Consider the following 12,265-nt stretch of genomic DNA (forward strand, 5'->3'; position numbering starts at 1 on the left):
CCGTTGTAGGTGACCTTCGAGCCCGGATCCATCACCAGCCCGGCCCGCGACGCCAGCATCGTCAGCTTCGTCTTCGGTGTGAAATCACCCCGGAACTGCCCGTAGATCAGGGCCCCGGCCACCACGGCGATGATCAACGACGCGATGCCGGCCAGCTTGTACGGCGGCTTCCGGGGGGCGTTGACCTTCACTGGTGATGTCATGGCGGCTACACCGTGAGCGCGAAGTTGGGGTTGACGCCATAGAGCGCCAACGCAGCGGCCAGAACGACGACCTGCACCGATACCAGCGAGAAACGCATCGATCGGCCGACGGCCTCTCCGACGCCGACGGGTCCACCGCCGGCGTTGTAACCGTAGAAGCAGTGGGTGATCATCACGACCGCCGTGATGATGATGGCCTCGAGGAATGACCAGAACACGTCGTCGGGACGCAGGAACGTCCGGAAGTAGTGCTCGTAGGTGCCGTTCGACTGTCCGTAAAGCACCGTTGTGGTGATCTGCGGGGACAGGAACGACATGATCATGGCCAGCGCATAGAGCGGGATGATGACGACCAGACCGGCCATGATTCGGGTGGTCGCCAGGAACGAGATCGACTTGATGCCCATGACTTCCAGGGCGTCGATTTCTTCGCTGATGCGCATGGCACCCAACTCGGCGGTCGCGCCCGCGCCGACGGTGGCGGCCATCGCGATGCCGGTGACGACCGGGGCGGCGATGCGCACGTTGATCAGTGCGGCGAAGAAGCCGGTGAAGGCCTCGACCCCGATGTTGCCCAGCGAGGCGAAGCCCTGAATCGCGACCAGGGAGCTACCGGAGAGGGTCACGAAGCCGACGATCGCGACGGTGCCGCCGATGACGGCCATGGCGCCGGTGCCCATGCCGATCTGGGCGATCAGCCGCAACGTTTCCTTGCGGTAGTTGCGCAGCGCGTGCGGGATGTGCGCGATGGCCTCCACCCCGAACCAGGCCATCTGGCCGATGTCGTCCACGCCGCGGGCCGCGGCACCACCGTAGCGGTTGAGGTTTTCGGCTGCCCGCGGGAAGCGGGCGCGCAATACGGCAGAGGTTGACATGTCAGTGGCCCGTCCCGAATCGCACGCCGATGGTCGTCAGCACGACGTTGACCGCGTATAGGGCGACGACGCAGAGCACGACGGTTTCGTTCACCGCGGTGCCGAGCCCCTTGGACCCGCCCCGCACGGTCAACCCGCGGAAGCAGCCGACGAGTCCGGCGATGAGGCCGAACATGGCGGCCTTGACGGTCGCGATGACCACCTCGGGCAGGCCGGTGATCGTGGTGAGGGTGGCGAGGTAGGCACCACCGGAGACGTTTTGCAGGTAGACACCGAACAGGTAGCCGCCGACCAGGCCGACGGTGATCACCAGGCCATTGAGCAGAGTGGCGACCAGCGTCGCGGCGATCACGCGGGGAACCACCAGGCGGTGGATGGGGTCGATGCCGAGCACCTCCATCGCGTCGATCTCCTCGCGGATGGTGCGGGCACCGAGGTCCGCGCAGATCGCCGTCGAGCCGGCGCCGGCCACCACCAGCACCGTGGTGAGCGGCCCGAGCTGGGTGACGGCACCGATCGCCGCACCGGCACCGGACAGGTCGGCGGCTCCGAACTGGGCCAGCAGCACGTTGAGCGTGAAGATCAGCAGCACCGTCAGCGGGATCGACACCATGATGGTCGGCAGGAACGCGACTCGCATGATGAACCAGCACTGCAGGACGAATTCGCGCCACTGGAAGGGCCAGCGGAACAGTGCCCTTCCCGTGAGGACGCACATCCGGAAGAACCCTCCGATGAGCGTCAACGGCGTCTGCAGTTGGTCCCGTACGTAGCCGACAAGGTAGGGGCCTTGTCGACTCGTCGACGTTGAAGTCACCGCTGCCCCCTCCAGCCGATACCGCGAGCCTCAGGGCGCCGCGGCGGATCGTGTAGCACGCCTCGCCCCCTCGCCGCTATGCGGCCGGGGGTGCCCCCACCTTGCCGCGACCCAACGTGTGTGACCATGGGCTCCCTACTGGCAAGTAGTAACGGAGACCACAGGAATGTACCCGATGGCCATGCACGTGTGAACTGCATCTGCACAATTAACCCTTCGTCAACAGCGGGCAAACGTTACAGTTTCCGTCAGCTTTCCTCTCTGCCAGTGAAACCTTCTGCGGTAGAGCGGTTTTCGTCAATATTTTCGGTGCCGTAACGGATCCGTAGTTCAGTCTTGAGCACCTTGCCGGCGGGGTTGCGCGGCAGCGCGTCCACGATCTCGAGCGCCTTGGGATGCTTATACCGGGCGAGCCGCTCGGCCAGGAATTCGGCCAACTCGTCCAGCAGCAGCTGCTCGCCGGCCACCGCCGCAACCGCGATCGGCACCTCGCCCCACTTGTCATGGGAACGCCCGATGACCGCCACTTCGACGATGCTGGGGTGGCTGGCCAGTACGTTCTCCACCTCGGCGCAGTAGATGTTCTCGCCACCCGAGATGATCATGTCCTTCTTGCGGTCCACCACCCAGACGTAGCCGTCGGCGTCCATCCGGACCAGGTCGCCGGAATGGAACCAACCGCCCGCGAACGCCTCCGCGGTGGCCTCCGGGTTGTTCCAGTAGCCGCTCATCAAAGTCGGTGCGCGATAAACGATTTCACCGATCTCACCGACCGGTACGTCGTTCATGTTTTCGTCGACCACGCGTGCGGCCACGGTCGGGATCACCTTGCCGACCGATCCACGTTTGCGGATCGCGTCTTCGCCCAGCAGCATGCAGGTGACCGGCGACATCTCGGTCTGGCCGAAGGCGGCCAGGATCTGTGTTCCGGGGAACGTCGCCGACATCTCGCGCAGCAGCGCGTCGGGCGCGGGCGCCGCCCCCCACGACATCACCCGCAGCCTCAGGTCACGGGGCCGCGCTTGTTGCTCGGCGCAGACCGCCTGCCACTGGGCGGGCACCAGGAAGAGGCCGGTGACCTTCTCCTCGGCCAGCACGTCGAGCAGTTGCCCCGGCTCGAAGGCGCCGAGCGGGTAGATCACCGTGGGGGTGCCGAGCAGCATCCCGGTCAGCATGTTGCCGATGCCGGCGATGTGAAAGAACGGGACGCCGATGAAACCGACGTCGCTGTTGATGTCGGCGCCGTTGGTGTAGAGGCCGGTCATGGTCTGGCCGGTCAGGTTGGTGTGGGTCAGCACGGCGCCCTTCGGGCGGCCGGTGGTGCCCGAGGTGTACATGATCAACGCCGGCGAATCGTTGGGGACGTCGACGGGCTCGTGCGAAGCCCCGGGCTCGTTGATCAGGTCTTCATAGCCGAGCACGCTGTCGTCGCCGGCGCCACCGGCCACGACGATCGTGTCCAGCAGGGGCTCGACCTCGCGAACCCCGGTGGCGACCGGGGCGAGCACCGATTCGGTGATCATCACGCGGGCTTCGCAGTCCTGCACCAGGAAGGCGATCTCGGCGGCGGTGAGCCGGAAGTTCAGCGGAACGGCGATCCCGCCGAGCATGTTGACCGCCAGCACCGACTCGACGAACTCGGTGCGGTTGAGCATCAAGACCATCACCCGATCGCCGAAGCCGACTCCCCGACGGCTCAACGCATCGGCCAGCGCCCCGACCCGGCGCCGCAGTTCGCCCCACGTCACGGTCTTGCCAAGGAACCGCAGCGCCGTCGCGCTCGGCTGCATCAGGGCATGCCGTTCGAGCTGATTCACCCAGTTCTGCCGCCGGGCCAGATACGGCTGCTCGGTTCCCTGCGCCAGATGGTTCGCTAATTGCGCGGTCAACCCCAACCCTTCCCTCACTCCCGCACCGCTTGCGCCAGGTTGATATTTGATAAAACATGGTGTTGTCTGGGTCACATTATGGCCTTACAGCCCTGCTGACAAGCCCCGACAAAAGTTTCAAATCAACCTCCGCGACGCCCCGAAAGCCCTGGCAGCCCCCGTGAACGCACCGATATCCACGCGACTGAGGCGCCGAGGGCCACTGCGCCGGGCGCAGTTGTCCGACGAGGTCGCGGGCCACCTGCGGGCGGCGATCATGTCCGGGGCCTTGCGGCCGGGGACGTTCATCCGCCTCGATGAGACCGCGGCCGAGCTCGGCGTCAGCGTCACGCCGGTGCGCGAAGCCCTGCTGAAGCTGCGCGGCGAGGGCATGGTGCAGCTCGAGCCGCACCGGGGTCACGTCGTGCTCCCGCTCACGCGCCAGGACGTCGAGGACATCTTCTGGCTGCAGGCCACCATCGCCAAGGAGCTGGCGGCCGCGGCCACCGACCACATCACCGACGCGGAGATCAACGAGCTGGAGCGCATCAACGAGGCGCTCGCCGCGGCCGTCGGCTCCAGCGATGCCGAGACCATCGCGGGCATCGAGTTCGCGTTCCATCGGGTCTTCAATCACGCGAGCGGGCGGATCAAGCTGGCCTGGTTCCTGCTCAACGCCGCGCGCTACATGCCGGTGCTGATGTATGCCGCCGATCAGCAGTGGGGTGCGGCCGCCGTCGACAATCACCGGCAGCTGATCGCGGCGCTGCGCCGGCGCGATGCCGCCGCGGTGATCGAACACACCGTGTGGCAATTCACGGACGCGGCCGCCCGGCTGAACGAGATGCGTGGCCGCACGGGGATCTTCGACTAGCCGCGATCGCGAGCGCGGCGGAGCCGGGCGAAGCGGGTCGCCGCCATAAAGCCGCGGCGATCGCGAGCGCGGCGGAGCCGGGCGAAGCGGGTCGCCGCCATAAAGCCGCGGCGATCGCGAGCGCCTAGCTTGCGGCCAGCTGCTCGGCGCGCCGCTTGAGGCTTTCGGCAAGGTGGTCCAGCACGTTGTTGAGGAGCTGCTTCACCATCGGCGCCGGGACCGGCATCGAGGTCTCGACGTCGAGGTCCACGGTCAGCAAGCTCGACGCTCCCATCGCCACCACGCTGAACAGCTGCTCCTGCTTGGTGAACAGGTCACCTTGCTGCAGCACGGTCTGGATCTGGTTTTCCCCGGGGTAGTACACGGCCTGGATGAACATGCTCTGCATGCCCTGGTAGTCGGTGTCGAGCCGCAGCTGGCTGGGGCGCCCGTCGTCGTATCGGGCGAGCACCCAGAGGCCCTTGATCTCCTCGTTCCACTGCGGGTAGGCCTCGAAGTCGGCGACGATCGCCATGATCAAGGCCGCGTCGGCGCTGACCTCGACGGTCTTGCTCATAACGGGCATTGGCGAAGCATAGCCGGGTGGGCGACGCGTTCCGGCAGTGCGGCTGGGCCCGCAGTTTCGCACGAAAGCCCCGGTCCCGCGGGCGATCTCAGGCTTATCGGTCCACGCGTGCCGACGACAGCAACGAGCGGACGGGGTCGGGGATCGCGACCGGCTTGCGACTGGACCGGTCGACGTAGACGTGCACCCAATGGCCCAGCGCGGTGACGGGCTGCGCCTGCTCTGCGTTTGCCGCCCGGAACACGCCGAGGCGGTACGTGACGCTGCTGCGGCCCAGCCGGGTCACCGCCAGGCCCACCGCGAGGTCTTCGGGGAAGTGCAGTTCCGAGTAGTACCGGCAGCCCGACTCGGCGACGATGCCCAGCGCGGGGGTGGTGAGCGGGTCCAGCCCGGTGCTGGTGTTGATCCAGGCGTTGATGGCGGTGTCGAACAACTGGTAGTACACCGCGTTGTTGAGGTGGCCGAACATGTCGTTGTCGGCCCACCGGGTTCCGACCGGCCACAGCACGGGGAAGTCGTCACTGGTGAGCCCGTCCGGTGCCGGCGGTACCACCGGAGCCGGCGAGGCCGGGGGTTCCGAAGCCATGGTTGTATTCCAACATGGTTCAGATTCGGGGGGCCGTGCTGGACCGGGTCGGTCTCGCTCGGCCGTACGCCGATTCCCGGCCGATCCGAGTTGTCGATCTCGACCTGGACCCGCCGGGCAGCGACGAGGTGATGATCCGCATCGAGGCGGCCGGGGTGTGCCACTCCGATCTGTCGGTGGTCGACGGCAACCGGGTGCGGCCGGTGCCGATGCTGCTCGGTCACGAGGCGGCCGGAATCGTCGAGCAGGTTGGTGACGGCGTGTCCGACCTCGCCATCGGTCAGCGGGTGGTGCTGGTGTTCCTGCCGCGGTGCGGTCACTGCGCGGCCTGCGCGACCCAGGGCCTGACCCCGTGCGAACCGGGCAGCGCGGCCAACGCCGCCGGGACCCTGCTGGACGGCGACATCCGGCTCCACCACGCCGGCCGCCGGGTGTATCACCACCTCGGGGTGTCGGGATTCGCGACGCACGCGGTGGTCAACCGGGCCAGTGTGGTTCCGGTGCCGCCGGACGTGCCGCCCGACGTCGCCGCGCTGCTGGGGTGCGCCGTGCTGACGGGTGGGGGCGCCGTGCTCAACGTCGGCAATCCGCAGCCGGGCCAGACGGTCGCCGTTGTCGGCCTGGGCGGTGTCGGCATGGCGGCGGTGCTCACCGCGCTCACCTATGACGGCGTGCGCGTCGTCGCCGTCGACCAATTGCCCGACAAGCTGACCGCCGCCCGCGCCCTGGGCGCGCACGAGGCGTACACGCCGCAGCAGGCCGCCGACGCTCGGGTGAAGGCCGCCGTGGTCGTCGAGGCCGTCGGTCATCCCGCCGCACTCGAGACGGCCATCGCGCTCACCGCGCCGGGCGGCCGCACCATCACCGTCGGACTGCCGCCACCGGATGCGCGAATCACCGTGTCGCCGTTGGGTTTTGTGGCCGAGGGGCGCTCGCTGATCGGCAGTTACCTGGGTTCGGCGGTGCCCGGCCGCGACATTCCCCGGTTCGTCGCACTCTGGCAAGCGGGCCGGCTGCCGGTGGAATCGCTGGTGTCGTCGTCGATCCGGTTGGATGAGATCAACGAGGCGATGGACAAGCTCGCCGACGGTACCGCCGTCCGGCAGCTCATCAGGTTCGACTAGCCGCTATCTCGGGTGCAGGGGCGCGACGGGTTCCACCGCCGCGTCCGGCAGGCGGTGTTCTTCGATGTATTCCCAACGGATTTCGTAGCCCAGCCCGGGGGCCGACGGTATCTCGACGAACCCGTCCGGGGTGAGCGGATCGCAGGGCGAGTTCAGATACGGCGGCGCGGCGTCGTATCTGGCCCCGGGCCCGAGCAGGCCGCGCTCGTAGTACTCGCAGACGTCTTCGCTGGTGGCCCCTAGCACCTGCAGGTTGCCGAAGCCGCTCATATGCAGCTCGCACCGCATGCCGACCGCCTCGCACATCCCGGCCAGCTTCATCACGCCGGTAATGCCTCCGCGCAGCACGTCGATGCGGCTGATGTCAGAGGCATGGCGCAGGATCCAATCCGCCCGGGTGTAGACGCCGCCCTCGGCGATCTCGGGAGAGCAGATCGGGATGTCGAGTTCGTCGCCGAGTCGCCGGTAGGCCTCAACCCGGTACTCGGGCATCGGGTGCTCGTACCAGTAGAAGCCCAGTTGCTGCAGCTCGCGGCCGACCCGCAGCGCGTCCTCGTGGGTGTGGTAGGTGCCCCAGGGGTCGAACATCAGCACCATCTCGTCGCCCACCGCCGCCCGAACCTCGCGGCACACCCGGATGTCCCAGTCCACGTGGGACGGCCGTGGCAGGGCGAACTGGCCGGTCGCGGGATTCCAGTAGTGGTAGGGGTGAATCTTGTAGGCGCCGTAGCCCTGACGCTTGCATTCGACGGCGTGGGCGGCGTAGTCGTCGGGCGATCCGAGGTTGTTGAAACTGCTGGCATAGGCCTTCACCCGGTCCCGCGCCCCGCCGAGCAGTTTGTGCACCGGCAACCCGGTGACCCGGCCGGCCAGATCCCACAGGACCAGATCGACTACGCTGCAGACGTTTTCGGGGAGCTTCGCCGCCCAAAGTTGTCGCCAGATCTCCGCCCTGTCAAACGGGTCCTGTCCGGCGAGCAGTGGGCTCAGGAATTGGGCGATCAGCGCCTGATCCCCGGGGAGCAGGCCGTCCTGGTCTCCATGGAAGTGACCGCCGAAGTAGTAGCCCTCGATCCCCTCGTCGGTGAGCACCTTGGTCACGGTCTGCACCACGCGATAGTCGGTCATCAGCTGGCCGAACGAGATTCGATCGACAAACGTCTCGAACGGCACCACCTCGAGGCCGGTGATCTTCATGGCAGGACATTCTGCCGATGGCCCGGGTGCTCAGAGTAGAGCCGAAGGTCCCGCGCCCGTCGCGTCCAGGGCATTCGGTCATCGGATCTGCACGCATTGGCCGCCGTCGACGACCAGCTCGGAACCTGTGATGAACGATGCCTCCTCGGAGACCAGGAACGCGACGGCGTCGGCGATCTCGCGCGGTTGGCCGATCCGCCCGAAGGCCGACGACGCGGCGAGCCGCAGTTGCGTGGAGTCATCGAGCATCGGGGTGGCGATCGGTCCGGGGAACACGGCGTTGACCCGGATGCCGAAGGGCGCCAGTTCGGCGGCGGCGTTCTGGGTCAGGCCGCGAAGCGCCCACTTCGCCGAGCTGTATGCGGCGTGGTGCGGGAAGGGGCGGATGGCTCCGGTGCTGCAGATGTTGACGATGGCGGCGTGCTGCGCCGCGCGCAGATGCTCCAGCGTCGCACGGATGCCTAGGAAAGCGCCGAAACAATTGACCCGCCAGGAGTTCTCGAACCCACCGGCGGTCTCGTCGGCCAGTGAGGCGCGGTGCAGCACGCCGGCGTTGTTGACCAGCGTGGTCAGCGCCCCGAATCGGCTGATCACGGTGTGCACGGCCGACTCCCACAGCGGTTCGGAGGTGACGTCGAGCTCGATCGCGATCACCCCCTCGTCGCCCAATTCGTCGACCAAGGCGGTCAGCTCGTGCGCGCGCCGATCACAGGCGGCCACCGAATAGCCTTCCGCGCGCAGCCGTTTGGCGATGGCCCAACCCTGACCGCCGGCGGCGCCGGTCACCAGTGCGACGTGTTGATTCATGATGACGTGACCTCGGGGGTGTCGGACAGGCCGCGGCTGGTGACGAACTGGCACCGCCGTCGCCGGAAACGCCACCGCCCGTCGCTGCGGACCAGTTCGTCGTCGTACAGGGCGGGCCGCAGGTGCAGATCACCCGCCCGGACGAACAGCACCTGCGACCGGGCCGTCGCGGTGTCGGCGTCGATGTGGATCCGGGAGACCCCGGTCAGGTGCAGCCCCCGCGGGGCATCCCGGAACATCCGTCCGATACCGTCGTGACCGGCGAAGGTCCGCCCGTAGACCAGGAATTCGGCGTCCGGGGTGAACAGCGCCAGGCACCCGTCGACGTCACCCGCGTCGAGCGTGAGGGCGTAACCGGCAATCAACTCGCGGATCGCGGTCTGATCGTCGCTCATGGTTCGGTCGCCTCGCGCAGGTGCTCCGCGGCTCCCCGGCGCAGCGCGTGCGATTCGGCCGTCAGGGTGATCATCGAAAGCCCCAGCTTCGCCATGGCGCGGCCCGTCGTGCCGTCCCCGGCGTGAATGCCGGTCACCAACCCGGCGCCGGTCGCCGCTCGGTGGACTCGCACGATGGCATCCAGGACGGCCGGATCCTTCGTCGCGCCAACCACACCCGCGCCCAGCGAGAGCGCCAGATCGGCGGGGCCGACGTACAGCCCGGCGAGCCCGTCGACGGCGCAGATGTCGTCCAGTCCGGCCAGCGCCGCGGCCGTCTCGATCATCGCGAACACGCTCACCCGGGACTCCAGCGCGGCGGTGTCGCGGCCCAGGTCGGCGCGCAGCGGGCCGAAGCTGCGAATGCCCGCGGGCTGGTAGCGGGTGGCGGCCACCGCCGCGGCGGCCTGGTCCGCCGATTCGATCATGGCGATGACGACCGCGTCGGCGCCGGCGTCCAGCACGCGCCCGATCGGGGCCGCGTCCGCGTTGGGCAGCCGCACCAGGGTGCCGATCGGCAGGTGTTCGGTCCGCCGCAGCATCCCGGCGATGTCGGCGTCGTCGAGGTAGCCGTGCTGGGCGTCGAAACCCACGTAGTCGTAACCGGCGCCGGCGAATTCCTCCGGGCCGAGCAGCGTCGGCCCGGTGATCCAGCCGCCCCACATCGGGCCGCCGCGGTTGAGTGCCCGCTGCAACGCGCTCCGCGAACTGTCGGTCACGCTCACTGTCCGATCGCGATCTTGATGCGCTCGGGGATCGGGCGGCAGGCCAGCTCGAAGGCGCCCTGGACGTCGTCGATGCCGAACGTGTGCGTCAGGTAGGTGGCGAGCAGCTCGGGATGTTCGGCGGCGAACTTGCCCGCGAGTTCCAGCATCCGCCGCCGATCCAGTGTCACACCGGATTTCAGCGTCAGGCCGTTGCGCAGCATGGCGCGCATGTTGATGGGATAGGCGTCGTCGTCGGCGACGCCGAAGTAGAAGATGGTGCCGCCGGGCGCGGTCGCGTCGACGGCGTGGCCCAGCGTGGCGACCTGGTGGCCGACGGCCTCGATGACGATGTCGGCGCGGTCACCGGCCGCGAGCCGGCTCACCCAGCGGTCGCTGGGGGCGCGCACCGGGTCGTCGACACCGAATGCGGTTGCCAGACTTGACCGGTCGACGGGGTCGACTCCGGTGACGCGCAGCGCCCCGGCCGCCTTGGCGACGTAGGAGAACAGCAGGCCGATGGAGCCCTGGCCGATGATCGCCACATGCCTGCCGGCGAGATCCGGCAACTGCTCGCAGGCGTAGAGGACGCACGCCAGCGGTTGCAGGCCGACGGCCTGCACCGGGGTCAGCGCCGGGTCGTACGGCGCCAGGCCGTCACCGTTGCTGACCACGCGTTCCATCATGCCGTCGAACCCGGACGCCCAGCCGACCACGAGGTCGCCGGCACGGTGTTCGGGATGCCGGCTGGCGATCACCTCGCCGGCGACTTCGTGGATGGGGAAGCCGTCCTTCTCGGCCGCACTGGCCCCGTCGTCACCCGGAAGGCGGCCGCGGGCGCCGCGAAAGGCCGGCAGATCGCTGCCGCAGACACCGGCGGCCAGGAACCGCAACAACACCTGTCCGTCGGCGAGGCACTCGGGCGTCTTCTCTGGGATCGTTGTCCGCTCGAACAGATAGGGGGCGACAATCCGGTAAGACCACACGTCAGACCTCCACCGGGATGTTGTTCCATCCCCATTGAAAGCTGGAGGGCAGCCGCTTGGCGGCCTCGGCTTGGATCGCGTAGTCGGGCACCCGTTGCAGCCATTCCTGCAGCAACACATCGACTTCCAGTCGGGCCAGGTGGTAGCCGATGCAGAAGTGTTGGCCGCGGCCGAAGGCCAGCGACCGGCGGATGGGCCTGTCCCAGACGAATTCGTTGGGTTCGGGGTATTCGCGCTCGTCGCGGTTGGCCGAGGCGAGCAGGGTGATGACCCGCTGTCCGGGCCGGATGGTCTCGCCGTGCAGGGTGAAGGGCTTGCGCGCGGTTCGGGCGAACCACTGCGCCGGGGCACAGAACCGGATCATCTCCTCCCGCGCGATCGGCACGTTGTTGCCGGGGTCGGCGCGCACCGCGGCGAGCTGGTCGGGTCGCTGGTTGAGCTCCCATAGACCGTGGGCGACGATCTTGGGCACCGTCTCGGTGCCTCCGATGAAGATGCAGAGCATTTGGGTCGCGACTTCGACGTCGTCGAGCGGGCTGCCGTCGGGCAGGCGGTAGCCGAGCAGGCCGTCGACGACGGCGAGCGGGCCCCCGGACCGGTCTGCGCGGCGACGCTGAACCACCGGCAGCAGGTATTGGAAATAGTTGGGCCGCGCTTCGGCGGTGTCCACCCCGACGCCGGGCTCGGCCAGGCTGCCGGCGTTGACGGCGGCGAGCACCTCAGGCGCGAGATCGGTTGAAATTCCCAGCAATTCGCATACGACGGATGCCACGACGATGCCGCCGTAGTCCTGGGTCAGGTCGAACGAACCGCGGGGCAGCAGCTGGTCGAGGCGCTCGTTGGCCAGCTCGCGGATTCTGGCCTCCCAGCCGGTGACGGCCCTGGGGCGCAGCGGCTGGGAGTGCGCGCGCCGGATCTCCGCGTACAGATCCGTGTCGAACACCGCGTGGAATGGCAACGGGTGCAGCGGCGGGTCGTCCACCGGCCCGGTGTTGTGCTTGGCCAGAACCGACGCCGCCGGCAGCGTCCCTTCCGACGCGACGAACGTCCCGTCGTTGACTTCCAGCACCTGCCAGATGTCCTCGAAGCGGGACAGCGCGAACGTGTCCCACTGCGGCATGTAGTACACCGGATGATGGTCGCGCAGGATTCGGTAGTACGGCAGCGGATTCGCCATCACGTGCGCGTCGAAGGGGTCGTAGGCGAAGTGCACGGCCTCTTGCTG

General features: G+C 68.2%; 13 protein-coding genes and 1 pseudogene. 2 read left to right on the forward strand and 12 right to left on the reverse strand.

Annotated features, from left to right (window positions below):
• The 4 genes and pseudogenes from A5781_RS10555 to fadD5 form a co-directional block, all read right to left on the reverse strand.
• Positions 1-203, reverse strand: a pseudogene (locus tag A5781_RS10555) (MCE-family protein MCE1A); the annotation flags it as partial.
• Between the two features lie 5 nt (positions 204-208).
• Positions 209-1,078, reverse strand: a complete 870-nt coding sequence (locus tag A5781_RS10560) for an ABC transporter permease (protein ID WP_067204684.1) — start codon at positions 1,076-1,078, stop codon at positions 209-211.
• 1 nt (position 1,079) lies between these two features.
• Positions 1,080-1,895 carry an ABC transporter permease gene (locus tag A5781_RS10565; RefSeq protein WP_067204687.1) on the reverse strand — a complete coding sequence of 272 codons (816 nt, stop codon included), beginning with the start codon at positions 1,893-1,895 and terminating at the stop codon, positions 1,080-1,082.
• A gap of 248 nt (positions 1,896-2,143) precedes the next feature.
• A complete protein-coding gene (gene fadD5 / locus A5781_RS10570; RefSeq protein WP_067204990.1) occupies positions 2,144-3,784 on the reverse strand; it encodes a fatty-acid--CoA ligase FadD5 in 1,641 nt (546 codons plus the stop codon).
• A 160-nt stretch (positions 3,785-3,944) separates the two neighbouring features.
• Here fadD5 and A5781_RS10575 point away from each other — a divergent pair, with 160 nt between their 5' ends.
• Positions 3,945-4,637, forward strand: coding sequence for a GntR family transcriptional regulator (locus A5781_RS10575; protein WP_067204690.1), 693 nt, complete (start codon positions 3,945-3,947; stop codon positions 4,635-4,637).
• A gap of 124 nt (positions 4,638-4,761) precedes the next feature.
• Here A5781_RS10575 and A5781_RS10580 read toward each other — a convergent pair whose 3' ends face one another.
• Positions 4,762-5,202: an SRPBCC family protein gene (locus tag A5781_RS10580; RefSeq protein ID WP_067204693.1), complete on the reverse strand. Its 441-nt coding sequence runs from the start codon at positions 5,200-5,202 to the stop codon at positions 4,762-4,764.
• A 94-nt stretch (positions 5,203-5,296) separates the two neighbouring features.
• Positions 5,297-5,788, reverse strand: coding sequence for a thioesterase family protein (locus A5781_RS10585; protein WP_067204695.1), 492 nt, complete (start codon positions 5,786-5,788; stop codon positions 5,297-5,299).
• A gap of 14 nt (positions 5,789-5,802) precedes the next feature.
• Between A5781_RS10585 and A5781_RS10590 the strand changes: the two genes are divergently transcribed.
• Entirely contained in the window at positions 5,803-6,912 is a 1,110-nt protein-coding gene (locus A5781_RS10590) for an alcohol dehydrogenase catalytic domain-containing protein (protein ID WP_067204994.1), read from the forward strand.
• A 3-nt stretch (positions 6,913-6,915) separates the two neighbouring features.
• Here A5781_RS10590 and A5781_RS10595 read toward each other — a convergent pair whose 3' ends face one another.
• From A5781_RS10595 to A5781_RS10620, 6 genes are all read right to left on the reverse strand, one after another.
• Positions 6,916-8,109 (reverse strand): enolase C-terminal domain-like protein, encoded by a 1,194-nt coding sequence (locus A5781_RS10595; RefSeq protein WP_067204698.1) that lies wholly within the window; start codon positions 8,107-8,109, stop codon positions 6,916-6,918.
• Positions 8,110-8,187: 78 nt separating this feature from the next.
• A complete protein-coding gene (locus A5781_RS10600) occupies positions 8,188-8,916 on the reverse strand; it encodes an SDR family NAD(P)-dependent oxidoreductase (protein WP_067204701.1) in 729 nt (242 codons plus the stop codon).
• Positions 8,913-9,311 carry a nuclear transport factor 2 family protein gene (locus tag A5781_RS10605; protein WP_067204705.1) on the reverse strand — a complete coding sequence of 133 codons (399 nt, stop codon included), beginning with the start codon at positions 9,309-9,311 and terminating at the stop codon, positions 8,913-8,915. Before A5781_RS10605 ends, A5781_RS10600 begins: the two co-directional genes overlap by 4 nt.
• Complete coding sequence (locus A5781_RS10610) at positions 9,308-10,015, reverse strand: HpcH/HpaI aldolase/citrate lyase family protein (RefSeq protein ID WP_067204997.1); 708 nt, start codon at positions 10,013-10,015, stop codon at positions 9,308-9,310. Before A5781_RS10610 ends, A5781_RS10605 begins: the two co-directional genes overlap by 4 nt.
• A 56-nt stretch (positions 10,016-10,071) precedes the next feature.
• Positions 10,072-11,040, reverse strand: coding sequence for a zinc-binding dehydrogenase (locus A5781_RS10615; protein ID WP_067204708.1), 969 nt, complete (start codon positions 11,038-11,040; stop codon positions 10,072-10,074).
• 1 nt (position 11,041) lies between these two features.
• Complete coding sequence (locus tag A5781_RS10620; RefSeq protein WP_197503786.1) at positions 11,042-12,253, reverse strand: cytochrome P450; 1,212 nt, start codon at positions 12,251-12,253, stop codon at positions 11,042-11,044.
• Positions 12,254-12,265 lie beyond the last annotated feature (12 nt).

Origin of the sequence: Mycobacterium sp. 852002-30065_SCH5024008, from assembly GCF_001665645.1 — a bacterium.
Classification (GTDB): Bacteria; Actinomycetota; Actinomycetes; order Mycobacteriales; family Mycobacteriaceae; genus Mycobacterium; species Mycobacterium paraffinicum.

Bases quoted from the DNA above. Each gene is read 5' to 3' on its own strand.
- A5781_RS10560 (WP_067204684.1), bottom strand. From the start codon at position 1,078: ATGTCAACCTCTGCCGTATTGCGCGCCCGCTTCCCGCGGGCAGCCGAA.
- A5781_RS10610 (WP_067204997.1), bottom strand. From the start codon at position 10,015: ATGTGGGGCGGCTGGATCACCGGGCCGACGCTGCTCGGCCCGGAGGAA.
- A5781_RS10600 (WP_067204701.1), bottom strand. From the start codon at position 8,916: ATGAATCAACACGTCGCACTGGTGACCGGCGCCGCCGGCGGTCAGGGT.
- A5781_RS10590 (WP_067204994.1), top strand. From the start codon at position 5,803: ATGGTTCAGATTCGGGGGGCCGTGCTGGACCGGGTCGGTCTCGCTCGG.
- A5781_RS10580 (WP_067204693.1), bottom strand. From the start codon at position 5,202: ATGCCCGTTATGAGCAAGACCGTCGAGGTCAGCGCCGACGCGGCCTTG.
- A5781_RS10585 (WP_067204695.1), bottom strand. From the start codon at position 5,788: ATGGCTTCGGAACCCCCGGCCTCGCCGGCTCCGGTGGTACCGCCGGCA.
- A5781_RS10605 (WP_067204705.1), bottom strand. From the start codon at position 9,311: ATGAGCGACGATCAGACCGCGATCCGCGAGTTGATTGCCGGTTACGCC.
- A5781_RS10595 (WP_067204698.1), bottom strand. From the start codon at position 8,109: ATGAAGATCACCGGCCTCGAGGTGGTGCCGTTCGAGACGTTTGTCGAT.